25 protein-coding genes are annotated in these 22,568 nt (G+C 44.1%); 22 read left to right on the top strand and 3 right to left on the bottom strand.

Annotation, left to right across the window (positions count from 1 at the left end):
- Nucleotides 1-6 precede the first annotated feature (6 nt).
- The 16 genes from HMPREF9421_RS09305 to metG all read left to right on the top strand — a co-directional run bounded on the left by HMPREF9421_RS09305 (nucleotide 7) and on the right by metG (nucleotide 13,928).
- The gene (locus HMPREF9421_RS09305) at nucleotides 7-237 is read left to right on the top strand and encodes a DUF1797 family protein (RefSeq protein WP_006596773.1); all 231 of its coding nucleotides are present in this window, start codon (nucleotides 7-9) and stop codon (nucleotides 235-237) included.
- A 156-nt stretch (nucleotides 238-393) separates the two neighbouring features.
- Nucleotides 394-1,248 (top strand): bifunctional methylenetetrahydrofolate dehydrogenase/methenyltetrahydrofolate cyclohydrolase, encoded by an 855-nt coding sequence (locus HMPREF9421_RS09300; protein WP_006596772.1) that lies wholly within the window; start codon nucleotides 394-396, stop codon nucleotides 1,246-1,248.
- A gap of 132 nt (nucleotides 1,249-1,380) precedes the next feature.
- Nucleotides 1,381-2,235 carry an NAD(P)H-hydrate dehydratase gene (locus HMPREF9421_RS09295; protein WP_006596771.1) on the top strand — a complete coding sequence of 285 codons (855 nt, stop codon included), beginning with the start codon at nucleotides 1,381-1,383 and terminating at the stop codon, nucleotides 2,233-2,235.
- A gap of 112 nt (nucleotides 2,236-2,347) precedes the next feature.
- A complete protein-coding gene (xseA, locus tag HMPREF9421_RS09290) occupies nucleotides 2,348-3,688 on the top strand; it encodes an exodeoxyribonuclease VII large subunit (protein ID WP_006596770.1) in 1,341 nt (446 codons plus the stop codon).
- Nucleotides 3,666-3,878: an exodeoxyribonuclease VII small subunit gene (locus HMPREF9421_RS09285; protein WP_006596769.1), complete on the top strand. Its 213-nt coding sequence runs from the start codon at nucleotides 3,666-3,668 to the stop codon at nucleotides 3,876-3,878. The genes xseA and HMPREF9421_RS09285 overlap by 23 nt, the downstream gene beginning before the upstream one ends.
- Entirely contained in the window at nucleotides 3,875-4,762 is an 888-nt protein-coding gene (locus tag HMPREF9421_RS09280) for a polyprenyl synthetase family protein (protein WP_006596768.1), read from the top strand. Before HMPREF9421_RS09285 ends, HMPREF9421_RS09280 begins: the two co-directional genes overlap by 4 nt.
- Nucleotides 4,743-5,558 (top strand): TlyA family RNA methyltransferase, encoded by an 816-nt coding sequence (locus HMPREF9421_RS09275; RefSeq protein WP_006596767.1) that lies wholly within the window; start codon nucleotides 4,743-4,745, stop codon nucleotides 5,556-5,558. The genes HMPREF9421_RS09280 and HMPREF9421_RS09275 overlap by 20 nt, the downstream gene beginning before the upstream one ends.
- A complete protein-coding gene (locus HMPREF9421_RS09270) occupies nucleotides 5,551-5,982 on the top strand; it encodes an arginine repressor (RefSeq protein ID WP_006596766.1) in 432 nt (143 codons plus the stop codon). Before HMPREF9421_RS09275 ends, HMPREF9421_RS09270 begins: the two co-directional genes overlap by 8 nt.
- Nucleotides 5,983-5,989: 7 nt before the next feature.
- Complete coding sequence (gene recN, locus HMPREF9421_RS09265) at nucleotides 5,990-7,654, top strand: DNA repair protein RecN (RefSeq protein ID WP_006596765.1); 1,665 nt, start codon at nucleotides 5,990-5,992, stop codon at nucleotides 7,652-7,654.
- A 16-nt stretch (nucleotides 7,655-7,670) separates the two neighbouring features.
- Nucleotides 7,671-8,402, top strand: a complete 732-nt coding sequence (locus HMPREF9421_RS09260; protein ID WP_006596764.1) for a metallophosphoesterase — start codon at nucleotides 7,671-7,673, stop codon at nucleotides 8,400-8,402.
- A gap of 83 nt (nucleotides 8,403-8,485) precedes the next feature.
- Nucleotides 8,486-9,319, top strand: a complete 834-nt coding sequence (locus HMPREF9421_RS09255; protein ID WP_006596763.1) for a DegV family protein — start codon at nucleotides 8,486-8,488, stop codon at nucleotides 9,317-9,319.
- A 134-nt stretch (nucleotides 9,320-9,453) separates the two neighbouring features.
- Nucleotides 9,454-9,729, top strand: coding sequence for an HU family DNA-binding protein (locus HMPREF9421_RS09250; protein ID WP_006596762.1), 276 nt, complete (start codon nucleotides 9,454-9,456; stop codon nucleotides 9,727-9,729).
- A gap of 119 nt (nucleotides 9,730-9,848) precedes the next feature.
- Nucleotides 9,849-10,004, top strand: a complete 156-nt coding sequence (locus tag HMPREF9421_RS10985) for a hypothetical protein (RefSeq protein WP_006596761.1) — start codon at nucleotides 9,849-9,851, stop codon at nucleotides 10,002-10,004.
- A 277-nt stretch (nucleotides 10,005-10,281) separates the two neighbouring features.
- Nucleotides 10,282-10,743, top strand: coding sequence for a Fur family transcriptional regulator (locus HMPREF9421_RS09245; protein WP_006596759.1), 462 nt, complete (start codon nucleotides 10,282-10,284; stop codon nucleotides 10,741-10,743).
- Nucleotides 10,744-10,980: 237 nt separating this feature from the next.
- Nucleotides 10,981-11,673 carry a phosphoglycerate mutase gene (locus tag HMPREF9421_RS09240; RefSeq protein ID WP_006596758.1) on the top strand — a complete coding sequence of 231 codons (693 nt, stop codon included), beginning with the start codon at nucleotides 10,981-10,983 and terminating at the stop codon, nucleotides 11,671-11,673.
- Between the two features lie 263 nt (nucleotides 11,674-11,936).
- Nucleotides 11,937-13,928, top strand: a complete 1,992-nt coding sequence (metG, locus tag HMPREF9421_RS09235; RefSeq protein WP_006596757.1) for a methionine--tRNA ligase — start codon at nucleotides 11,937-11,939, stop codon at nucleotides 13,926-13,928.
- Between the two features lie 60 nt (nucleotides 13,929-13,988).
- Here the strand turns inward: metG and HMPREF9421_RS09230 are convergent, their stop codons facing one another.
- A complete protein-coding gene (locus HMPREF9421_RS09230) occupies nucleotides 13,989-14,195 on the bottom strand; it encodes a helix-turn-helix domain-containing protein (protein WP_003006064.1) in 207 nt (68 codons plus the stop codon).
- 10 nt (nucleotides 14,196-14,205) lie between these two features.
- The gene (locus HMPREF9421_RS09225; protein WP_006596756.1) at nucleotides 14,206-14,727 is read right to left on the bottom strand and encodes a DUF2975 domain-containing protein; all 522 of its coding nucleotides are present in this window, start codon (nucleotides 14,725-14,727) and stop codon (nucleotides 14,206-14,208) included.
- Nucleotides 14,728-14,902: 175 nt separating this feature from the next.
- Here HMPREF9421_RS09225 and HMPREF9421_RS09220 point away from each other — a divergent pair, with 175 nt between their 5' ends.
- Nucleotides 14,903-16,171 (top strand): DUF6287 domain-containing protein, encoded by a 1,269-nt coding sequence (locus HMPREF9421_RS09220; protein ID WP_006596755.1) that lies wholly within the window; start codon nucleotides 14,903-14,905, stop codon nucleotides 16,169-16,171.
- Nucleotides 16,172-16,304: 133 nt separating this feature from the next.
- On the opposite strand, the gene HMPREF9421_RS09215 is transcribed toward HMPREF9421_RS09220, so the two are convergent.
- Nucleotides 16,305-17,489, bottom strand: coding sequence for a DUF2974 domain-containing protein (locus HMPREF9421_RS09215; protein WP_006596754.1), 1,185 nt, complete (start codon nucleotides 17,487-17,489; stop codon nucleotides 16,305-16,307).
- Nucleotides 17,490-17,672: 183 nt separating this feature from the next.
- Between HMPREF9421_RS09215 and HMPREF9421_RS09210 the strand changes: the two genes are divergently transcribed.
- The 5 genes from HMPREF9421_RS09210 (at nucleotide 17,673) to HMPREF9421_RS09195 (ending at nucleotide 22,363) form a co-directional block, all read left to right on the top strand.
- On the top strand, nucleotides 17,673-18,350 hold the full coding sequence (locus tag HMPREF9421_RS09210) for a response regulator transcription factor (protein WP_006596753.1): 678 nt from the start codon (nucleotides 17,673-17,675) through the stop codon (nucleotides 18,348-18,350).
- Complete coding sequence (locus tag HMPREF9421_RS09205; protein WP_006596752.1) at nucleotides 18,343-19,317, top strand: sensor histidine kinase; 975 nt, start codon at nucleotides 18,343-18,345, stop codon at nucleotides 19,315-19,317. Before HMPREF9421_RS09210 ends, HMPREF9421_RS09205 begins: the two co-directional genes overlap by 8 nt.
- Nucleotides 19,318-19,474: 157 nt before the next feature.
- Nucleotides 19,475-19,603, top strand: coding sequence for a hypothetical protein (locus HMPREF9421_RS11110; protein ID WP_006597135.1), 129 nt, complete (start codon nucleotides 19,475-19,477; stop codon nucleotides 19,601-19,603).
- Nucleotides 19,604-19,618: 15 nt separating this feature from the next.
- Nucleotides 19,619-20,377: an ABC transporter ATP-binding protein gene (locus HMPREF9421_RS09200; protein ID WP_006596750.1), complete on the top strand. Its 759-nt coding sequence runs from the start codon at nucleotides 19,619-19,621 to the stop codon at nucleotides 20,375-20,377.
- Entirely contained in the window at nucleotides 20,378-22,363 is a 1,986-nt protein-coding gene (locus HMPREF9421_RS09195) for an FtsX-like permease family protein (RefSeq protein ID WP_006596749.1), read from the top strand. It begins immediately after the preceding gene.
- The last annotated feature ends 205 nt before the right edge of the window (nucleotides 22,364-22,568 follow it).

The raw sequence follows: 22,568 nt of genomic DNA, 5'->3' as shown, positions 1-22,568 counted from the left end.
ATCAAAATGGAATCACATTTGGTACGAATTATCAGCCGTTTGGAAGCGATGACGAAAGACGGTGGAAACTTAAAACGTAATTTTGAACGTGAAGGGGTTGTAGTTGCTGAAGTAGCTTACAACTATGATGAAGAAAATGGATCAGTATTTACTCTTCGTGATGTAGAAGCTCGTGAGACCTATACATTCGATAGCATTGACTTAATTGCAATGGAAATCTACGAATTGTTGTACTAAGAAGTATCAATCAAGAGTCTAGAGCATCTAGTCTCTTTTTTGTTGGAAGAAAACTGCTATAGTTTCTTCTTATAACCTTGTCTAATCAAGAAGTGTTAGGAACAGGTTCACAAATCTGATATAATAGAGAAGATATTGAATAGAAAAGAGATTGAGATGACACATGTGATTGATGGGAAGGCCTTGGCAGTAAAATTACAGGGAGAATTGGCTGAAAAAACTGCTCGCTTAAAGGCTGAAACAGGTCAGGTCCCAGGTTTGGTGGTGATTTTGGTGGGAGAAAACCCAGCAAGTCAGGTCTATGTCCGCAATAAAGAACGCTCAGCTCTGGCAGCTGGATTTCGAAGTGAAGTCGTTCGAGTGCCAGAAAGTATTTCCCAAGAAGACTTATTGGCCCTCATTGATTGCTACAATCAGGATCCGCTCTGGCATGGTATTTTGGTCCAGTTGCCTCTACCAGCCCATATCGATGATGAGGCTGTCTTACTAGCCATTGATCCCAATAAGGACGTTGACGGCTTCCACCCTCTCAATATGGGGCATCTTTGGGCAGGTAATCCGGTGATGGTTCCCTCAACTCCTGCTGGGATCATGGAAATGTTCCGGGAATACGATATTGATGTCGAAGGGAAAAATGCAGTCGTCATTGGCCGTTCCAACATCGTTGGAAAACCAATGGCCCAGCTTCTTCTAGCAAAAAATGCAACGGTGACCTTGACCCATTCGCGGACTCATCATTTAGCTAAAATTGCTAGAAAAGCCGATATCTTAGTGGTGGCAATCGGTCGTGCAAAATTTGTTACAGCTGACTTTGTTAAAGAGGGAGCTGTCGTTATTGATGTCGGTATGAACCGTGACGAAAATGGGAAGCTCTGTGGAGATGTGGACTATGAACAGGTAGCTCCTCTAGCGAGCTACATCACTCCAGTACCAGGTGGCGTTGGTCCTATGACGATTACCATGCTCATGTCTCAGACCTATGAGGCAGCTGTTCGGGCCTTGAAAAAATAAACCAGCTTGGATGAAGTCGGGACAGTATTTGTAGCTGTAGAATGATTAGAAAAATTTTGAAGGTTGGAACTTGCTTTCCTGCCTTTTTTTAGTTTAAACGTGATAAAATAAAGAGAGAAAGAAGGAAAGCTTATGCTAAGAGTTGACCAAACATTGCTACAACAAGTTATTGTTAGTCGTCCGTCAGACTCCCACAAGGGAGACTATGGTCGTCTTCTCTTGATTGGAGGAACCTACCCTTACGGGGGAGCTATTATGATGGCTGCCATAGCAGCTGTTCATAGTGGAGCGGGTCTTGTCACGGTTGCGACAGACCAGGAGAATATCCCTGCTCTCCATAGTCAGCTACCTGAAGCTATGGCATTTGCTGTGACTGACCAAGAGTTATTGACTGAGCAAATCGCCAAAGCAGGCGTTGTTTTGTTAGGGCCGGGTCTTAAGGACAATGATCTAGGGACACATCTTGTACAGCTAGTTTTTGACAGGGTTCAGCCTCACCAAGTGCTCATTCTAGATGGCGGAGCTATTAGCCTCTACACGCGCTTAGCTTTGCCTCTTCCTCAAGCGCATCTGGTCTTTACTCCTCATCAAAAAGAATGGGAGGCGATGTCAGGTATAGCGATTGGAGACCAAGGGGAAGAAGCAACAAGGCTGGCTCTATCCCAACTTCCTCCAGCAAGTATTCTGGTCCAAAAGGGACCCCAGACTAAGATTTGGCAACAAGGGCAAGCAGATTATTACCAACTAACAGTTGGTGGTCCTTACCAGGCAACGGGTGGTATGGGCGATACCTTGGCAGGGATGATCGCGGGGTTTGCAGGTCAATTTCCACAGGTTGGGCTCTATGAGCGCGTGGCAGTCGCGACCTACCTTCATTCGGCTATTGCAAATGACTTGAGTAAGGAGGCTTATGTAGTTTTACCGACCACGATTAGTCGAGAAATTCCAAAATGGATGATGGAAATTTGCCTTTCCAACTGCCAATAAAAAATCAAGTCTCAGATGATGAAATCTGGGGCTTTTTCCGTAGGTAGAATCAGATTTTTCCGCTTATTTTTGGTATAATTTATACTAGAATTTTCCGTGTGAAAGGGGAACCATGTCAGAGTATTTATCGGTATCCAGTCTGACCAAATACCTCAAGTTAAAATTTGATAAGGACCCCTATCTGGAGCGGGTCTATTTGACGGGTCAGGTTTCGAATTTTCGGAAGCGTCCCAATCACCAGTATTTCTCTCTAAAGGATGAAAAGGCTGTGATTCAGGCGACTGTCTGGGCTGGAATCTATAAGAGTTTTGGTTTTGAGCTAGAAGAAGGCATGAAGATCAATGTTATTGGTCGCATTCAGCTCTATGAGCCAAGTGGGAGTTATTCCATTGTCATTGAAAAGGCGGAGCCAGATGGTGTGGGCGCTTTAGCCATTCAGTTCGAGCAGTTGAAAAAGAAACTCCAAGAAGAAGGTCTCTTTCAAGAGAAGTTCAAACAGGCCATTCCCCAGTTCTCTAATAAAATTGGGGTCATTACCAGTCAGAGTGGGGCTGTTATTCGCGATATTATTACGACTGTTACTCGGCGTTTTCCTGGTGTGGAGATTCTCCTTTTTCCAACCAAGGTACAAGGAGAGGGGGCAGCTCAAGAAATTGTCGCCAATATCCAGAAAGCCAATGCTCGGACGGACCTAGATGTCTTGATCATCGGTCGTGGTGGTGGGTCCATCGAGGACCTATGGGCCTTTAATGAAGAGCCAGTTGTGCGGGCTATTTTTGAGTCTAGAGTTCCCATTATTTCCAGTGTGGGACATGAGACAGATACCACTCTGGCAGACTTTGTAGCAGATCGGCGGGCAGCCACTCCTACAGCTGCGGCTGAGCTAGCGACGCCTGTGACCAAGTTGGACCTACTCAATCATTTGCAGAAGCAGGAAGGGCGGATGGCAACCGCTATGCGCAACCGCCTAGTATATAATCGGGAGCGACTGCAAAAACTAAGCCAATCGGTCATCTTCCGTCAACCAGAGCGGCTGTATGATTCTTATCTGCAAAAAATAGATCAGATTCAGTTGCGACTGAAACAGGCTGTGTCAGAGTCAGTTACCAGAAATAGCCGCCAGTTACAAGAACTCCGCCATCGATTGGCTTCTCAAGCGCCCCAGCATCAACTTGAGCGCTATCGAGACCAGATTCTCCAAATGGAGCGTTTGATGACCTTGAAAATCAAGGAGCTCTACCAGACAAAAGCAGCAGATGCCAAGCGCCTATCAGAAGCTCTCTTGATGTTGGATACCAGTCGTATCGTGGCTAGAGGATACGCCTTGGTGCAGGCTGGAGATCATGTTCTGGATAGTGTAGATACAATCAAAGAAAAGGATGCCTTGACGCTAGTCATGCGGGATGGGCAAGTAGAAGTAGAGGTAAAGCATGTCGAAAGAAAAGAAATTTGAAGAAAATTTAGCTGATTTGGAAGCTATTGTTCAAAAATTGGAAAGTGGGCAAGTGCCCCTCGAAGAGGCCATCTCAGAGTTTCAGAAAGGAATGAAGCTATCAAAAGACTTGCAAGAAACGCTTGATCAGGCTGAAAAGACCTTGGTCAAGGTTATGCAAGCAGATGGCTCAGAAACGGAACTGGTATGATTTTAGAAGAAAAACTGCAAGGGGTTGAAAAAGAGATTGAAGGCTTCTACGAGGCTAAACAAATCGCTCCCCGCTTGGTAGAATCCATCCTTTATTCAGTCCGTGCAGGGGGCAAACGGATTCGGCCTTTGCTCTTATTGGAATTACTAGAGGCCTTTCATGCTCCAATCCTTGAGGCTCATTTTCAGGTGGCAGCCGCTCTTGAAATGATCCATACGGGAAGCTTGATTCATGATGATTTACCAGCGATGGATAACGATGATTATCGTCGTGGTCAATTGACCAACCACAAAAAATTTGGGGAAGACCTAGCCATCTTAGCAGGAGACTCCCTCTTCTTAGATGCCTTTGGCTGTGTGGCAGAAGCGGATCTTCCAGCTTCTATCCAGGTGCAACTGATCGCCTTATTATCGGATGCTTCAGGGACAGCTGGGATGGTAGCAGGCCAAGTCTTGGATATGGAAGGGGAAGGAGCGAGCCTGACCTTGGACCAGTTGCAAGTCATCCATGCCAATAAGACGGGACGACTGCTAGCATATCCTTTCCAAGCTGCGGGAATCCTCTTAGAGCTTGAGCCAGCTGTTGCGACTCTCTTAGAGGAAATTGGCATCCATTTAGGGTTGGCCTTCCAGATTCGGGATGATATTTTGGATGTGACAGCCGATTTTGCCTCTTTAGGAAAAACCCCTCAGAAGGACCTGCATGCTGAAAAATCAACCTATCCAGCACTACTTGGTCTAGATGGAGCGCAGGCTTATTTGGATCGGGAGTTGGATGCCTGTGAGGACCTGCTCGATCACATCTCTAATCAAGTTTCCTTCGAAGGGACTGGAATCAAGAACATAATAGAAAGACTTAGAATTCATGGTCAAGGAAAGAGTTGACGTACTGGCCTACAAGCAGGGACTATTTGAAACCCGGGAGCAGGCTAAACGCGGTGTGATGGCCGGTTTGGTCGTTGCGGTCCATAATGGCGAACGCTTCGATAAACCAGGTGAAAAAATTGATGAAGCGACTGAATTAAAACTCAAGGGTGAAAAACTCAAATATGTCAGTCGCGGTGGTCTCAAGTTAGAAAAGGCCTTGGACCTTTTTGAGATTAACTTGCAGGATAAGGTCACGCTAGATATTGGTGCCTCAACAGGGGGCTTTACGGATGTCATGCTCCAAAATGGAGCCGCCTTGGTCTATGCAGTGGATGTAGGGACCAATCAGTTGGCTTGGAAACTCCGTCAGGATCCTCGTGTCATCTCGATGGAGCAGTTCAACTTCCGCTATGCGACGTCTGAGGATTTTGAGCATAGACCAAGTTTTGCTAGCATTGATGTTAGTTTTATTTCCCTCAATCTCATCTTACCTGCCCTTCATGGGATTTTACAAGAAGGAGGCCAGGTGGTCGCTCTTGTCAAGCCCCAGTTTGAAGCTGGTCGGGAGCAGATTGGGAAAAATGGGATTATCAAGGATGCTAAGGTCCATCTGTCCGTTTTGGAACAGGTTCAAGGCTTTGCGTTAGAACATGGCTTCTCTATCTTGGGAGTGGATTATTCACCGATTCAAGGGGGCCATGGCAATATTGAATTTTTACTTTATTTAGAAAAAAATACCGGGCAAAATTGTCTCGATCAGCAAGAGTTTGCAGCAGTCGTCGACAAAGCCCACACTGATTTTAAACATGAATAGTAAACAAAACCGATTAGAAAAAATACGCCGCTTTATTCGTGAAAATAAGGTCGGTACTCAGGATGCAATTGTTGAGCATTTGAAAGAAGCAGGGATTTCTGCGACACAAGCGACTGTTTCCCGTGATATTAAAGAGCTAGGGATTATTAAAACACCATTAAAAGGTTCAGCCTATGTCTATGAATTGCCACGCGTCCAACATAGTGGAAAATTAGCAGAAAATAATCTTCAATCGTTTGAACGCATGGGGAGTTTTTTGACCCTCAAGCTTGTCCCAGGGACAGCCTATTTAGTCAAGCGGCATCTGCAGGAAGATTTTGATGCCATCATCTTTAGTATGATTTCAGACGATAATAGTATTTTCATTGTGGCCCGCTCGGAAGAAAAGGCACAGTTTATCGAACAACGATTGATGGAATGGTAGGAGAGAGATGCTATTAGAAATTTCAATTAAAAACTTTGCCATCATTGAAGAAATCGCTCTGAATTTTGAGACGGGGATGACGGTTTTAACCGGTGAAACTGGTGCAGGAAAATCCATCATTATCGATGCTATGAATATGATGCTGGGGAGCCGGGCGACGACTGATGTCATCCGCCACGGTGCTCCTAAGGCTGAGATTGAAGGCCTCTTTGCGATTGATGAAAACCGTGCCCTTCAGCAGCTTTTTGAGGAGCAGGGCTTAGAATGGGCAGAGGAGTTGATTATTCGCAGAGAAATTTTCCAGAATGGTCGGAGTGTCAGTCGCATCAATGGGCAGATGGTTAACCTCTCCGTTCTCAAGGCGGTTGGCCAGCATTTGGTAGATATTCATGGCCAGCACGATCAGGAAGAACTGATGCGGGCTCCATTGCATATCGCTATGCTGGATAGCTTTGGGGAAGATGCTTTTTTTGCGACGAAGAAGGCCTATAGAGAGACTTTTGAGAATTACAAGTCCTTGCGCAAGCAGGTCTTGCAAATCCAAAAAAATAACCAGGAAAACCAAGCTCGCATCGAAATGCTGGAATACCAAATTTCGGAAATCGAGGCGGCTGCCTTGTCCCTGGATGAAGATGTCCAGTTAGAGCAAGAACGGCAACGCCTGCTCAATCATAAGATGATTGCGGATACCCTAAGCAATGCCTACGCTATGCTGGATGCAGAAGACTTCTCCAGTCTTAGCAATGTTCGATCGGCCATGAATGATCTGCAAGGTATCGAAGAGTATGATCCGGAATACAAGACCTTGTCTGACCAACTGGCTGAGACCTACTATACTCTGGAAGATCTGACCAAACGCTTGGAGGATCTGGTAGATGGCTTGGACTTTGACGGCAACCGCTTGATGCAGGTAGAAGCTCGATTAGACCTAATTCACTCGATCACGCGTAAGTACGGCGGTCAAGTAAAGGATGTTCTTGATTATCTGGAGCAAATTAGCAAGGAATATAGCCTATTAACAGGAGGGGGAACCTCCTCTGAAGACTTAGAGAAAGAACTCAAGTCCATGGAAGGTCAGCTGGTTGGCTTGGCTAAAGAACTGAGTCAAGGACGCCATGACTTGGCCCAGCAGCTGGAAGCAGAGATCCAGCAGGAACTAGCGGATCTCTATATGGAAAAAGCCCGTTTCCAAGTGCGTTTTACCCCATCTAAATTTAACCGTGAAGGGAACGAAACGGTTGAGTTTTATATTTCGACCAACCCTGGGGAGGACTTTAAGCCTTTGGTAAAAGTAGCATCAGGTGGGGAATTGTCCCGTCTCATGTTGGCCATCAAGTCAGCCTTTTCCCGCAAAGAAGGCAAGACCAGTATCGTCTTTGACGAGGTGGATACAGGGGTATCTGGTCGGGTCGCTCAAGCCATTGCTTCGAAGATTTATAAGATTGGGCGTTATGGACAGGTGCTAGCCATCTCTCATTTGCCTCAGGTGATTGCAGCAGCCGATTACCAGTTCTTTATCGAAAAAGTAAGTGATGAATTTTCAACGGTTTCGACCGTTCGTTTGCTCAGTCATGAAGAGCGGGTCGAAGAAGTAGCCAAGATGCTAGCTGGTGAAGATGTGACAGAAGCAGCCCGCATGCAGGCAGAACAATTGCTAAAACGGCCGTCCTAAAAAGAAAGGAACTGATATGGGAAGCTATTTCGTAGTCGGAGACATTCATGGAAAAGCAGGTATGCTGGAGGAACTGATGACTCATTGGGATGGTCAGTCCCAGTTGGTTTTTCTCGGAGATCTGATAGACCGTGGAGAAGATAGTCGTAGAGTGATCGAACTGGTCAAAGATGTTGTCGAACAGCAAGGGGCAATCTGTCTTTCTGGGAACCACGAATACATGTTTTTAGCCTGGATTGATAACCCGACCGAACGCTACGACCATTACCGACGAAATGGTGGTGATACCACGATTAACTCTTTGCTTGGTCGTCCCCTCACAGATCCAGTAGATGGCGTGGAGGATGCTCGGCGCGTGCAAGAGACTTGTGGGGACCTAGTTGCTTTCATCCGTTTGCTTCCTTTTGTCTATGAAACAGAACACTATATTTTTGTGCATGCTGGCCTTGACTTAAACTTACCTGATTGGCACGAAACGACGGATTATCAGAAAGTCTGGATCCGCCAACCCTTCCATGAAGCGACCAATCAGACAGGAAAGACCATTGTTTTCGGTCATACTCCCGTCCACTATCTCTTGGATCAAAAGATTGGAACCAAAAAACTCTGGGTGACCGAAGATGGGAAGATTGGTATGGATGGTGGAGCTGTTTATGGTGGCGTCCTCCATGGTATTCTCTTTGATGAAAGTGGAATGAAGGCCGATGTTGCTTTGCTCAATGAGGGATTTGCAGCTATCGATGATTAAGTAAATAGGACTTTGTCCCACAAAAGCCTAGAAAATTTGATATAATAGAATGGATATATCTAAGAAAAGATTGTAGGAATGTTATGTCACAAGTAAAAATTGTTACAGACTCATCCGTAACGATTGAGCCTGAAGTTGTTGAAAAATACGGAATTACCATCGTTCCCCTCTCTGTTATGGTGGATGGTGTCCTCTACTCAGATGCGGAATTAACCGAAGGAGAATTCCTTCAGTTGATGAAATCCAGTAAAAACCTTCCAAAGACTAGTCAACCTCCAGTAGGTGTGTTTGCGGAAACGTTTGAAGGATTGGCTAAAGAAGGTGCGCAAATTATTGCAATCCATATGTCCCATGCCTTATCTGGTACAGTGGAAGCTGCACGTCAAGGAGCTACCTTAGCCAATGCAGATGTAACGGTGATCGATAGTAGCTTTACGGACCAGGCCATGAAGTTCCAAGTGGTAGAAGCAGCGAAACTGGCTCAAGAAGGTGCTAGAGTAGAGGAAATTGTAGCCCGCATTGAAGAGGTCAAGCAAAAATCTAGACTCTACATTGGAGTTTCTACACTGGAAAACCTGGTTAAAGGAGGCCGGATTGGCCGCGTAACTGGTTTATTGAGTTCCCTTTTGAATATTCGGGTTGTAATGGAAATGAAGAACGATGAACTGCAACCGATTGTCAAAGGACGCGGACAGAAGACCTTTAAAAAATGGTTGGACGAGTTGATGCAAGAATTATCCGGTAAAGAAATCGCTGAGATAGGAATTTCCTATGCTGGTGGACCTGACTTTGCTAACCAAATGAAGGCGCAATTACAGCCTTTTGTTGCAACTCCAATCTCTGTTTTAGAAACAGGTTCGATCATTCAAACTCACACTGGTGAAGATGCTTGGGCAGTTCTTGTCCGATTTGCATAGAAGCCCGTCATTAAAGGAATCTATTCCTACATAAAAGTTTATAAAAATAGGTTTAGTACTTGACCTAAAAGCATTTTTTAGATATGATAGAGATGTTAAGGGTAAAACCTAAAAAAATTTGGAGGATTTGTTAAATGGCTAACAAACAAGATTTGATCGCAAAAGTGGCAGAAGCTACAGAATTGACTAAAAAAGACTCAGCAGCAGCAGTAGACGCTGTATTTGCAGCTGTTTCAGAATACCTTTCAAAAGGTGAAAAAGTTCAATTGATCGGTTTCGGTAACTTCGAAGTTCGTGAACGTGCAGCTCGTAAAGGTCGCAACCCACAAACTGGTAAAGAAATCAAAATCGCTGCTTCTAAAGTTCCAGCATTCAAAGCTGGTAAAGCTCTTAAAGACGCAGTTAAATAATTGTGATTATAAAAGTTCCTTCTAGCTTGCTAGAAGGGATTTTTTGTTTTGGAGTCCTTTCTAGACAGGGCCTATAAATAGGAGTATAATAGAAAAAAGTGAGAAATGGAGGGTGGACCATGAGATGGATTGTTGGAATCTTTGTTCTGCTCATGATTAAGCCGATTATTTATCTATTGAAAGGTCTTTGGTTTATTGCGGAACTTTTCTTTATGTTCCTCTTTGTCAAAGTCTTACTAGGAACTATGAGATGGATCCTTAATTGGGGAAGTTAAGAATAGAAAACAAAAGAGAGTGGGACAGAAATCGGTAATTCGTTAGAATTCGATTTCGTCGTCCCACCTCCGCACAGTTGAGTAGGGCTTTAAAAGCTGATGAAATCAGCGTAGTAGAGCCCACTCAACCACTGCGTCTTGCTCGACAATCCAAAGACAATTGAGAGGCTAGGACTTTTGTCCCAGCCTCTTTTCTTATTTACAAACATTCTAATTAGGCAAATTTTGGTATTCGTGATATAATAGTTTTTAAGAAGAGACAGAAAGGGGAAAGACCATGCTAGCTTGTTTAAGGCTCGATTCCGTTCAACAAGAAAAAGTGGAAGATGTATTGCAACACTTGCGCGAAAAATCTGTACGAATTACAGAGACGCGTCGTGCGGTCCTTTCTTATCTTGTCAAAAGTCAGGAACATCCGAGTGCCGATGCCATCTACCAAGATTTGAAACCTGCCTTTCCCAATATGAGTCTAGCAACCGTTTATAACAATCTTAAGGTCCTCATTGAAGAAGGCTTTGTCTCTGAAATAAAAGTACGCAATGATACCACGACCTACTTTGACTTTATGGGACACGATCATTTGAATTTGATTTGTGAGTCTTGTGGGAAGATTGACGATATTGATATCGAAGTTCCAGACGTGAGAGCAGAAGCGAGAGAAAAAAGTGGCTACGTCATTACCAAGTGCCAAACTACAGTTTATGGCCTTTGTCCGGAATGCCAGAAGAAGCAATTGTAAGCAAACCTCTTTTTAGAGGTTTTTTGTTTAGTCTGGCTTGTGGAAAGAGGGTGGAAGAGGCAGGATTTAGAACTTGGTGAGAGCGACTTGTAAATGTCCATGAAAAAGAATTGATAAAATTTTCACGAAATCTTCGATCTAGCTCTGTTAAGACTAGATTTTTCCCTCAAAATCTAGTAGAATAGAATAGAATAGATAAACGAGGGGAACCTCGGAAAATAAAAGGAGATCCATCAAATGGTAAAATTGGTTTTTGCTCGCCACGGTGAGTCTGAATGGAACAAAGCTAACCTTTTCACTGGTTGGGCTGATGTTGATTTGTCTGAAAAAGGTACACAACAAGCGATCGACGCTGGTAAATTGATCAAAGAAGCTGGTATCGAATTTGACCAAGCTTACACTTCAGTATTGAAACGTGCGATCAAAACTACTAACTTGGCTCTTGAAGCTGCTGACCAATTGTGGGTTCCAGTTGAAAAATCATGGCGCTTGAACGAACGTCACTACGGTGGTTTGACTGGTAAAAACAAAGCAGAAGCTGCTGAACAATTTGGTGATGAACAAGTTCACATCTGGCGTCGTTCATACGATGTATTGCCTCCTGCAATGGACCGTGATGATGAACACTCAGCACACACTGACCGTCGTTACGCTTCACTTGACGATTCAGTGATTCCAGATGCTGAAAACTTGAAAGTTACTTTGGAACGTGCACTTCCATTCTGGGAAGATAAAATCGCTCCAGCACTTAAAGATGGTAAAAATGTATTCGTAGGAGCTCACGGTAACTCAATCCGTGCCCTTGTAAAACACATCAAACAATTGTCAGACGACGAAATCATGGATGTGGAAATCCCTAACTTCCCACCATTGGTATTCGAATTTGACGAAAAATTGAACGTAGTGTCTGAATACTATCTTGGGAAATAAAAAGATCCGGGGGACCTTTTTATCCCGAGCCTGAAAACGAAAAAGCGAGGCTTATCCAGTGGATATTTTTATCCCGAGCCTAGAAATGCAAAAGCGAGGCAATTCTAGCGGGATTCGTTATCAATAATAGAAAGCTGACTTCGGTCAGCTTTTTTGCTTGTCTTCCTTAGATCCTAGCTGGTTTTGGGTTTTCAGGGCCTCCTAAAAATGATATAATGGGGTGTTAGTATATAAGGTTTCATTAGCCTTGAAAGGAAAAGAAAATGACAAAATCATTCTACATCACAACCCCTATCTATTACCCATCTGGTAAATTGCATATTGGTTCAGCTTATACAACCATTGCCTGTGACGTCTTAGCTCGTTACAAGCGCATGATGAACTACGATGTGTTCTACCTGACTGGTCTTGATGAGCACGGTCAAAAGATCCAGCAAAAAGCAGAAGAAGCTGGGATTACGCCGCAAGCTTATGTAGATGGGATGGCCGTTGGAGTGAAAGAACTCTGGCAATTACTCGATATCTCATACGATAAATTCATCCGTACGACAGACGATTACCATGAAAAAGTGGTGGCTCAGGTCTTTGAACGTTTGCTTGCGCAAGACGACATCTACCTGGGTGAGTACTCTGGCTGGTATTCAGTCTCTGATGAAGAGTTCTTTACAGAAAGCCAATTGGCTGAGGTATTCCGTGATGAGAATGGCAAGGTCATCGGTGGGGTAGCCCCATCAGGACACGAAGTAGAATGGGTTTCTGAAGAATCTTACTTCCTTCGCCTCAGCAAATACCAAGACCGCTTGGTTGAATTTTTCAAATCTCAACCGGATTTCATCACGCCAGATGGCCGTCTCAATGAAATGTTGAAAAACTTCATCGAGCCAGGCTTGGAAGACTTGGCGGTATCTCGGACCACCTTTACCTGGGGTGTACAGGTTCCATCCAATCCTAGACACGTTGTCTACGTTTGGTTTGATGCCCTTCTTAACTATGTGACAGCTCTTGGATATGGTCAAGAAGATCATGAAAACTTTGATAAGTTCTGGAACGGAACCGTCTTCCACATGGTCGGAAAAGACATCCTTCGTTTCCACTCCATCTACTGGCCAATCCTTCTCATGATGTTGGATATCAAATTGCCAGAACGTTTGATTGGCCATGGTTGGTTTGTCATGAAAGACGGCAAGATGTCTAAGTCTAAAGGGAATGTCATCTACCCAGAAATGTTGGTGGAACGCTTCGGCTTGGATCCACTTCGTTACTACCTCATGCGCAGTTTGCCAGTTGGTTCTGATGGTACCTTCACACCAGAAGATTATGTGGCTCGCATCAACTATGAATTGGCCAATGACCTTGGAAACCTCCTTAACCGGACGGTAGCCATGATCAATAAATACTTTGGTGGCCAAGTTCCAGCTTATGTCGAAAATGTCACTGCATTTGATGCTGATTTGGCTAAGGTAGTTGAAGAAAACATCGCTGAATACCACAAGCAAATGAATGCGGTTGATTACCCACGCGCTTTGGAAGCCGTATGGAACATCATCTCTCGGACCAACAAGTACATCGATGAGACAGCGCCTTGGGTCCTCGCTAAAGAAGATGGTGACAAGGAACAATTGGCAGCGGTCATGGCTCACTTGGCAGCTAGCCTTCGTGTCATGGCTCACTTGATCCAACCATTCATGATGAACACCTCAAACGCCATCATGGAACAACTTGGCTTGGGCTTGGACTTTGATCTTGAAAACTTGAACTTAGCAGGATTCCCTGAAAATGTCACAGTAGTTGCCAAAGGAACTCCAATCTTCCCACGTCTGGACATGGAAGAAGAAATTGCCTACATCCAATCTCAAATGACTGCTGGGAAACCACAAGAAAAAGAATGGATTCCAGAAGAAGTGGAACTCAAGTCTGAAAAAGATGAGATCAAATTTGAAGACTTTGACAAAGTTGAAATCCGTGTAGCAGAAGTCAAAGAAGTGGAACGCGTCGAAGGATCAGACAAATTGCTTCGCTTCCGCCTAGATGCAGGAGATGGCGAAGACCGTCAAATCCTTTCTGGTATCGCGAAATTCTATCCAAATGAACAAGAATTGGTCGGCAAGAAACTCCAAATCGTGGCCAACCTCAAACCACGTAAAATGATGAAGAAATATGTCAGCCAAGGCATGATTCTTTCCGCAGAATACGGAGATCAATTAACAGTCTTAACTGTTGATCCATCTGTACCAAATGGAAGCATCATTGGCTAAACGATAGACATAGATGAAAAGCACTCCAGCGGGAGTGCTTTTCTTATGACGATACATGTCCTATTCATCTGGCCGGTATTCCAGGATATCTCCAGGCTGGCAGTCTAGTTCTTTGCAGATGGCTTCAAGGGTGGTGAAGCGGATGGCTTTGGCCTTGCCTGTTTTGAGGATGGAGAGGTTGGCTGTGGTGATGCCGATTTTGTCTGCTAGCTCATTGGATTTCATCTTTCGCTTGGCCAGCATGACATCTAAATTGACGATAATCATGGCACCCTCCTTAAATGGTTAGCTCATTTTCTTCTGCGATTTCAATCCCTCTCTCTAAAATCTTGCCAAGGGCCCAGACAATTGGGACGGCAAGGAGAAGTCCCGTATTAAAGGTCAATCGGAAGGTGAAGGGAAGGAGATAAGCATTGCCACTGGTTTCAAGTGTGCCAGACATAAAGGACAAGACCAAGAGGATCTTCCAAGCCCGGTTACAAAGATCAATGTTGGAGTGAGAAAAGATCTTTTCTTGGTAGAGATTTTGGAGGAAGCTACGAATGGTGATGAGAAGAAATATATAAATAGCACTGGAGGCTAATGGAAAGAGCAATTGCCAGAGGGGGTGCGGATGTTTGGGGAAGAGCTGGATGCCGTTCACATCAAAGGACAAGCGTCCAGATTGAACGATCTCCTTAAACACTCCCATCCGGGAAAGCAGGTGGACGACCAGTGCGGCCACGGTCATAAAGCCACAGAAGTAAATGAAAGCCGTTAAGACTTCAATGACATCTTTTAAGGTTTTTGAGTTTTTCATCGCAAGCCTCCTTGAAGTTTATTTATTTTTCACTTATAGTATACTCCTTATAAAAAATAAGTCAACAAAAAAGTATCGAAAAACGATAAAAAGTTTATGAAATTCAGTCAAAGTTTGCTTTAAATAGAATTTAAGGTATACTATTAGGTAACTACCATTTCAAGGAGGTATTGAAATGATCAAAAAATTAGATAAGAAATATCTTTGGATGATCATCGCTTTTGTGAGTGCAGTAGTTCTAATCGGAGGAGTCTATCTCTACTCTAGCTCTAATATTCAACCGGATCATCAAAAAGAGTTCAATCAGACCTCGAAGACCTCGTCTTCATCTAAGGAAAAAGCCATCGATCTATCTGGTGAATATGTCTCTAGTGCGCGTGATAAGGCCAAGATTCAAAAAGATGGGAAATCTTGGAAGATTGATTACGAGACAGAAGATGGTCCTGTATCAGCAACTTTCTCAACGGATTTCAAAGTAGAAGGAGCCAATAAAGTTTCTACTAGTCAGATGAAAAAGTCAGATGGAAATAAGGATTTCACCATCACTGTGCGTATCTTTAAATACAAAACAGATAAAGCCCCCCTTATTACGGTAACCATGTCAGACAAAGACCCCGATCATGAGATGGTCTTTGCCAATCGGAAGGATTTCTTTAAATCGACGAATCCAGATGATGCAGTATTGGATGGGGATTTGACAACCTTCGCGGGAAGCTATTCCAATGAATCTATTGAACAGCAGATTGCGGATTCTGGCTTTAAGTTGTATGGCTATAGTCCAGAAGATTATTATAATCACCGGACTACTGTCTTCCCTTCTATCTACTCTGATCAGGATAAGGGATGGAGCTTCTGGAGTGGAGCTAGCAATGTCCAATTTGTCCTTAATAAAGATAAGAAACCTAAGAAAGCTGGATCGACCTATCAGGTTTACTTTGTCCAAGCTGGTACAAGTGGAGAAACTCCTGGTCAAGAATTGATTGTCACTTTGATTCCTGAAAATGTTCAAGGTCCGGATGGTGTCGTGTCGCCTTTGAGACGTATCTTCTACCATCAAGCCTCCTTCCAAGCCTACCAAGACAAATGGTGGGAAGCCTACCCAGAGCCTAAGAAGGACGCAGACCTTGATATTGCGGCCATCAATAGTGGAGATTTCTCAAGTCTAGCAGGGACATGGCGCAATGCCAAAGGCCAGGAGATGGTCATCCAAGAAGATGGAACTGTGAAAGGTCAAGGAAGATTAAAAGCAGTGCCAAACTCTGATAAGACAAGTAAAGTCCCTTATGTAGATCTACGTGTGGGAGAAACAGGAGTGGCAGTTGGCCTCTTTAAGATTGGTTTTGAAAATCCTGATGGAGACCAGTCAGATAAGAGCAAACCTCGCTTGGTTGTTACTCAATCTGCAGGCAACTACCCAGCGGATCAATACTTCTATCGCCAATAAGAAGCGAAAACCCAGGAACTATAATTTCCTGGTTTTTGTTTTACTTTAATGAATTCTCTTTCTATAAAAAAATTCGTTTACACCATTGGATGTAAACGATATTATTACATTTTATAGAATAGAGTTGAAATTGTCAATCTTTGTGCTCAAGAAGCAGAGGTGAGGAGGACTCGACTGCTTGTTTTCGCTTGAAAAATGCAGCCATTTGAACCAGGATACGGGGAACTGTTTGCCATTTTTTCCAAGCTTGGACACGGGTGTCGATGAGTTGCTTGGCTAGACGTTCCAGCATTTCCCTTTCTGTAGGATCTAGGTCTTGAGCATTTTGAAAGATGTCTTTGATCTTGGAGAAATTTTTCAAGTTCCTCAAATCATTAATTGAAGTGATGCCTGCGTCCAGAAAAATGCCAAAAAAGGTATCAAAGAACTTCTTGCGCTCATCCGCCGATGTTTCGCGAACCCACTGCTTTAGGGTCTCGTCGGTCTGCTGACTATCGGGATTGGTTTGATCTAGTGTCACAAATCCATCCTTTTCAACCATCCAAGTAAAGGCGTCATGCTGGGCAAAGCCACCAAAGGCTCGACTTTTAACAATCGTAGCAGGCTCTGGGACTTCCAGCATCATGCCGACGATGGATCCTTGTGGGACAAAGCGATGAATGAGGTGTGCGATTCGTTGGTATCCCTCTGTTTTGATAATGGACTTGTTGAGACCTGGAGCGTCGTAACAGTAAATGGCATGGACTTGTTCGGACAGCTGATCAGGAAGGTAGGAGCAGGCATAGGTTGCGAGATTGCCCCCTTTGGAGTGACCGGCTACTAAGAAGCGCCCTTTAGGAAATTCCTTCATGACGTTTTGTAGGTAGCTGGCTGCGCGCCTCTGAGCTGGGACATGGTCCATATAGGTCATATGGAAGTCTTCCTTCCAGCCGATCAAGGTGTCATCCGTCCCCCTGAAGACAACTAAATAAACATCCATGGTAAGACGATAGGTCATAGCCGCAAACTGCTTCTGAACATCGGGGTCATATTCGTTGACATAGTTGAGGAGTTTGAGATTCTTAAAGCGTTTGGATGTAGCTAGGACATCGACTATTTTCAGGTGTTGGTCTGTCACGATGAAATCTGTGGTTCGATCGACTAGCTCTGCTGCATCAGATAAGCGGACTTCAATATTGGTCGTATCCCCTTGGGGCACGATCCGATCAAAAGGAAGATAAGTCAGCTCTGTCAGTGCCAGGACATCGAGTTCCTTAAAAGGGCGATCGTAGATGGAATCATAGGTGACATAGTCTAGATAATCAAAAATCGTGGACATGAGATTCTCCTTTGTATCTGTATGTTCAGTATAGCATAAAATACCTGAAAAGCCCCTCAGTAAAAATAGGAAATTGACGAAAGGAGTTACCTGTAAGTTGAGATGGCGAAAAATATGTATGCTCCTTGGATAATTTGATATAATGAAAGGGTAATACTCTAGTAAGAAAGAGCAGGAAAGAGCATGCACAAAATTCTTCTTGTCGAAGATGATGAAACCATTCGCCAACAAGTGAAGAAAATCATGGAGCAGTGGGGCTTTGAAGTTATTGCAGTTGATGACTTTATGGATGTATTGGGGACCTTCGTCCAGACCAATCCTCATCTGATTCTGATGGATATTGGCCTTCCTCTTTATAATGGCTACCATTGGTGCCAGGAGATTCGTAAAGTGTCTAAGGTCCCTATCATGTTTTTATCCTCACGAGATCAAGCTATGGACATCGTCATGGCTATCAATATGGGAGGAGATGACTATGTGACCAAGCCATTTGATCCCAATGTCCTTCTGGCAAAAATTCAGGGTCTCCTTCGCCGCTCTTATGAGTTTGGAACTGATCAAGATTTGTTAGAACACCGGGGCGCCATCCTCAATCTCAAATCCATGGATCTGGTCTACGAGGGAGAGGTGGTTAATTTGACCAAAAATGAATTTCAAATTCTTCGTATCCTTTTTGAAAAAGCTGGAAGTGTAGTGGCTCGGGATGATCTAATGAAGGAATTGTGGAACAGTGATTTCTTTATTGATGATAACACCCTCTCGGTCAATGTAGCTAGACTTCGGAAGAAACTCGAAGAAGCAGGACTGGAACATTTTATCGAAACGAAAAAAGGGATAGGATACGGGTTGAGCAATGGATAATCGATTCTTATTTGTCAAACACTATCTGATTTCTCACCGTCGCTATCTCTATTTGATTGGTTTACTCCTTTCATCCCTGGTCTTGTTTGCCTATATATTCGAAGGCTACCGCAATTTTCTCCTTTACCTAACAGGAATTTTGGCTTTTTTGAGTCTTCTTCTGGTCATTTGGGATGCAGTGGCTGGGTATCAGGCCTGTCGGAAGGAAGTGCTCTATGGGGAGGGACTACCTGAGACCCCTCTAGAACTGGTCTTGAGTCAGAAACTAGCAACCAGTCAGCAAGCCCAACGTGAGCAAACAACGGTGAGTCTAGAGACCTACAATGACCTGATGGATTACTATACCCTCTGGGTCCACCAGATTAAGACGCCCATTGCGGCCAGTCAACTCTTGGTTAAAAATATAGAAGACAGCGACCTGAGACAACAAATGGAGCAGGAGCTCTTTAAGATTGATTCCTATGCCAATGTGGTCCTCCAGTATCTGAGACTCGAAAGCTTTCACGATGATTTGGTGCTTAAGCGTGTTCCACTCGAAGAGCTGGTCAAAGAAGTGGTGCGAAAGTATGCGATCTTCTTTATTCAAAAGGGCTTGACGGTGGATCTGCATGACTTAGATGTTGCCGTCATTACCGATCGCAAGTGGCTCTTGGTCATCATCGAGCAATTGTTGTCTAATAGCCTTAAGTATACCAGCACTGGCGGGATTGAGATCTATTTCAAAGACCAGACCCTTTTTATGAAAGATAGTGGGATTGGAATTAAGGATAGCGATATACTCCGTGTCTTTGAGCGGGGATTCTCCGGCTACAATGGGCATTTGACCCAGCAATCTTCTGGACTAGGCCTCTATCTGTCTAAAAAGATTGCCGATCAGCTAGGGCACCAACTCCAGATGACGTCTCAAGTCGGCCAAGGGACGACTGTTGCTATACGTTTTGAAGAGAAGAAATTGGTCATGGATTAGGGGAATTCGTCGGTACTAATGATTCTCTCCCTAAGCTTCTCTTTTATTTGAAAATGACAAAAATGTAAGATTTAATTTTAAAAATGAAAGGTTAGGTTATGGTGACCACCTTTTATTTTTTATACAATAGTCTCATCAAATGAAGGAGGTCAAGAAAATGAAACTCTTGAAATGGATGAAAGAACCCAAAAAGATTAAGAAATCAAATAAGAAAACCGATTTGGAAAAGGCGGAATTTGGTCGCCAAGTCCTACAACAAACCCAAGAATTTTTCTTGATCTACTAGTAAAAGGAGAAAAATATGTCATTACTAGACGTTCAACACATCAAAAAAATCTACAAAACCCGCTTTCAAGGGACGCAGGTCGAAGCATTGAAAGATATTCACTTCACTGTTGAAAAAGGGGAGTACGTCGCCATCATGGGGGAATCAGGGTCCGGGAAATCAACCCTCCTCAATATCCTAGCCATGCTGGATCAGCCGACGGAAGGGCGGGTCTACCTCAACGGTACCGATACTTCAACTATCAAGAACAAGGATGCGTCCAGCTTCCGTCGAGAAAAACTAGGCTTTGTTTTTCAAGATTTTAATCTGCTGGATACCTTGTCTGTCAAGGACAATATCCTCTTACCTTTGGTCCTTTCTCGCAGACCCGTCAAGGAAATGATGAGCAAGGTAGATAGCGTCAGTCGGGAGTTGGGCATTCACCAACTTCTAGAGAAATATCCTTACGAAATCTCTGGTGGGCAAAAACAACGGGTGGCCGTAGCACGGGCCATCATCACCTCACCTGAAATCCTCCTTGCTGATGAGCCAACAGGGGCGTTGGATTCCAAGTCTTCGGCGGCTTTACTAGATGTCTTTGAAGATATCAACACCATGGGGCAAACCATCCTCATGGTGACCCACTCAACCGCAGCAGCAGCTCGGGCCAAGCGTGTGCTCTTTATCAAGGACGGAATTCTTTACAATCAAATCTTCCGCGGGGAGAAAACCGAGCGTCAGATGTTCCAAGAAATCTCGGATACCTTGACGGTCATGGCAAGTGAGGTGGAGTAGATGTTTCGATTAACCACTAAATTAGCTTGCTCCAATCTGATCAAGAACCGCAGGCTCTATTATCCCTTTGCGATTGCGGTCATTCTCGCAGTGACCATCGCCTACCTCTTTGACTCCCTGACCTTTAATCCCCATATTCACGAGCTTCGTGGGGGCTCTTCTATACTCTTCACCCTAGGCTTGGGACTGTTTGTGGTCAACGCTGCGGGGGCCATCATTGTGCTCTATGCCAATAGCTTCGTCATGAAAAACCGCTCCAAGGAGCTGGGGATCTACAGCATGCTTGGCCTTGAAAAACGCCATCTCATCAGCATGATTTTCAAGGAACTCTTGATCTTTGGCTTTTTGACTATCTCAAGCGGTGTCTTGATTGGAGCCCTCTTTGACAAGCTGATTTTTGCCTTTCTCTTGAAACTCATGAAGATGAAGGTCCAGCTAGTATCCACCTTCCAACCTGGGATTGTCATCTTGGTCTTTGTCACCTTTGGTCTCATCTTTGGCCTCCTAGTTTTTCTCAACGCTTGGCGCATTCTCCGTTTGAATGCTCTGCAGTTGACGCGTGAGAAAGCCAGTGGTGAAAAGAAAGCCCGCTTCTTGTGGCCTCAGACCATCCTGGGCTTAGCCTCTCTCGGTTTTGGCTACTACCTAGCTTTGTCTGTCAAAGACCCCATGTCTGCGATTTTGATCTTCTTTCTAGCCGTTATCCTGGTTATGATCGGGACCTACCTGCTCTTTAATGCTGGGATCACCGTCTTCTTGCACCTACTCAAGAAAAAGAAGGTCTATTATTACCAACCCAACAACATGATTTCGGTCTCTAACCTCATCTATCGCATGAAGAAAAATGCAGTGGGCCTTGCGACCATTGCCATCCTCTCAACCATGGTATTGGTGACCATCTCCTCTGCAACCAACATCTATATCGGTGGTGAAACGATCAAGAAAATCATGAATCCACATGATTTCTCCATTCAAGGAAAAGGGGTAGACCTGGAGCAAATCAACCAGAAATTTGATGAGTTTGCTTCTGAGCACCAGCTTGAGATCAAAAATCGTGACCTGATGAACTATGCTACCTTTGGGGTCGAATCACAAAAGGGCACAGACTTCACAGTCTATCCTGATGATGAACACGATGTCAGACCGAGAACAGTCTTTCTGGTCTTTGATGCAGCTAGCTATGAGCAGATGACAGGAGAACACGTCGATCTGACCGGCAACCAAGTCATCCTCTTTGCCCACAACAAGGCTCTGAAAGGGCAAAAGCAGTTTACTATTAATGGGCAAGACTTTCAAGTCAAGGAAGAAGTGACCAAGGATTTTATCACCGATCATGTCCCAAACATCTTCAATATGCTGACAGAGGATTTCAATTACCTGATCGTGCCTGACCTTTCAGCCTTTGTCGCTCAGTTTCCGAACCTTGCTGTCGTTACTCAAATCTATGGTGGTTTCAATGTCAATGTTGACGAAGACCAGCAACTCAAGCTGGCAGCTAGTTATGACAAGATGATCGATGAACTGAGTAGCCAACAGGGACAAGGAACTTTTGTCTATGGAGGCAATCGAGCATATAATGTGAGAGAAATGAATAGCCTCTTTGGTGGCATCTTCTTTATTGGTATTTTCTTGTCATTGATCTTTATGGTCGGAACAGTCATCGTCATCTACTACAAGCAAATCTCAGAAGGCTATGAAGACCGTGACCGCTTCGTTATCCTCCAACAGGTGGGACTTGATGAAGATGAAGTCAAACGGACCATCAACCGTCAAGTGCGAACCGTCTTCTTCCTTCCCCTTATCTTTGCCTTTGTCCACCTGGCCTTTGCCTACCATATGATCCGCCTTATTCTTAAAGTGCTCGGTGTCATCAATAGTAGCCAAGTCCTCATCGTCACCCTCAGTGTCTGTGCCGTCTTTCTCATCACCTACCTAATCGTCTTTTGGATCACCTCTCGTAGTTATCGCAAGATTGTGCAGATTTAGGAAAAGAAACTCAAATTAAATTAGAAACTTTCCTTAGGTGAGTACGGACGTCAGCGAACTTCGAAGAAGTTCCATGACTAATTATTGAGCCTAAGGTCTCAATAATTCCGAGTGCCTGAAACATAATTATTTCAGGCACTTTTCTCACAGCGGAAAGTTTCAATATACTCTAATAATAATCAGATATTATTTGGATATTTTTGCA

Source organism: Streptococcus australis ATCC 700641, assembly GCF_000186465.1.
GTDB lineage: Bacteria > Bacillota > Bacilli > Lactobacillales > Streptococcaceae > Streptococcus > Streptococcus australis.
The sequence above is the reverse complement of the archived record's forward strand: the minus strand, read 5'-3'. Positions and strand labels throughout refer to the sequence as shown.

What these genes read in the sequence shown, in the direction of transcription:
- HMPREF9421_RS09305 (WP_006596773.1), top strand. Translation starts at nt 7, where the DNA reads ATGGAATCACATTTGGTACGAATTATCAGCCGTTTGGAAGCGATGACG.
- HMPREF9421_RS09300 (WP_006596772.1), top strand. Translation starts at nt 394, where the DNA reads ATGACACATGTGATTGATGGGAAGGCCTTGGCAGTAAAATTACAGGGA.
- HMPREF9421_RS09295 (WP_006596771.1), top strand. Translation starts at nt 1,381, where the DNA reads ATGCTAAGAGTTGACCAAACATTGCTACAACAAGTTATTGTTAGTCGT.
- xseA (WP_006596770.1), top strand. Translation starts at nt 2,348, where the DNA reads ATGTCAGAGTATTTATCGGTATCCAGTCTGACCAAATACCTCAAGTTA.
- HMPREF9421_RS09285 (WP_006596769.1), top strand. Translation starts at nt 3,666, where the DNA reads ATGTCGAAAGAAAAGAAATTTGAAGAAAATTTAGCTGATTTGGAAGCT.
- HMPREF9421_RS09280 (WP_006596768.1), top strand. Translation starts at nt 3,875, where the DNA reads ATGATTTTAGAAGAAAAACTGCAAGGGGTTGAAAAAGAGATTGAAGGC.
- HMPREF9421_RS09275 (WP_006596767.1), top strand. Translation starts at nt 4,743, where the DNA reads ATGGTCAAGGAAAGAGTTGACGTACTGGCCTACAAGCAGGGACTATTT.
- HMPREF9421_RS09270 (WP_006596766.1), top strand. Translation starts at nt 5,551, where the DNA reads ATGAATAGTAAACAAAACCGATTAGAAAAAATACGCCGCTTTATTCGT.
- recN (WP_006596765.1), top strand. Translation starts at nt 5,990, where the DNA reads ATGCTATTAGAAATTTCAATTAAAAACTTTGCCATCATTGAAGAAATC.
- HMPREF9421_RS09260 (WP_006596764.1), top strand. Translation starts at nt 7,671, where the DNA reads ATGGGAAGCTATTTCGTAGTCGGAGACATTCATGGAAAAGCAGGTATG.
- HMPREF9421_RS09255 (WP_006596763.1), top strand. Translation starts at nt 8,486, where the DNA reads ATGTCACAAGTAAAAATTGTTACAGACTCATCCGTAACGATTGAGCCT.
- HMPREF9421_RS09250 (WP_006596762.1), top strand. Translation starts at nt 9,454, where the DNA reads ATGGCTAACAAACAAGATTTGATCGCAAAAGTGGCAGAAGCTACAGAA.
- HMPREF9421_RS10985 (WP_006596761.1), top strand. Translation starts at nt 9,849, where the DNA reads ATGAGATGGATTGTTGGAATCTTTGTTCTGCTCATGATTAAGCCGATT.
- HMPREF9421_RS09245 (WP_006596759.1), top strand. Translation starts at nt 10,282, where the DNA reads ATGCTAGCTTGTTTAAGGCTCGATTCCGTTCAACAAGAAAAAGTGGAA.
- HMPREF9421_RS09240 (WP_006596758.1), top strand. Translation starts at nt 10,981, where the DNA reads ATGGTAAAATTGGTTTTTGCTCGCCACGGTGAGTCTGAATGGAACAAA.
- metG (WP_006596757.1), top strand. Translation starts at nt 11,937, where the DNA reads ATGACAAAATCATTCTACATCACAACCCCTATCTATTACCCATCTGGT.
- HMPREF9421_RS09230 (WP_003006064.1), bottom strand. Translation starts at nt 14,195, where the DNA reads ATGATTATCGTCAATTTAGATGTCATGCTGGCCAAGCGAAAGATGAAA.
- HMPREF9421_RS09225 (WP_006596756.1), bottom strand. Translation starts at nt 14,727, where the DNA reads ATGAAAAACTCAAAAACCTTAAAAGATGTCATTGAAGTCTTAACGGCT.
- HMPREF9421_RS09220 (WP_006596755.1), top strand. Translation starts at nt 14,903, where the DNA reads ATGATCAAAAAATTAGATAAGAAATATCTTTGGATGATCATCGCTTTT.
- HMPREF9421_RS09215 (WP_006596754.1), bottom strand. Translation starts at nt 17,489, where the DNA reads ATGTCCACGATTTTTGATTATCTAGACTATGTCACCTATGATTCCATC.
- HMPREF9421_RS09210 (WP_006596753.1), top strand. Translation starts at nt 17,673, where the DNA reads ATGCACAAAATTCTTCTTGTCGAAGATGATGAAACCATTCGCCAACAA.
- HMPREF9421_RS09205 (WP_006596752.1), top strand. Translation starts at nt 18,343, where the DNA reads ATGGATAATCGATTCTTATTTGTCAAACACTATCTGATTTCTCACCGT.
- HMPREF9421_RS11110 (WP_006597135.1), top strand. Translation starts at nt 19,475, where the DNA reads ATGAAACTCTTGAAATGGATGAAAGAACCCAAAAAGATTAAGAAATCA.
- HMPREF9421_RS09200 (WP_006596750.1), top strand. Translation starts at nt 19,619, where the DNA reads ATGTCATTACTAGACGTTCAACACATCAAAAAAATCTACAAAACCCGC.
- HMPREF9421_RS09195 (WP_006596749.1), top strand. Translation starts at nt 20,378, where the DNA reads ATGTTTCGATTAACCACTAAATTAGCTTGCTCCAATCTGATCAAGAAC.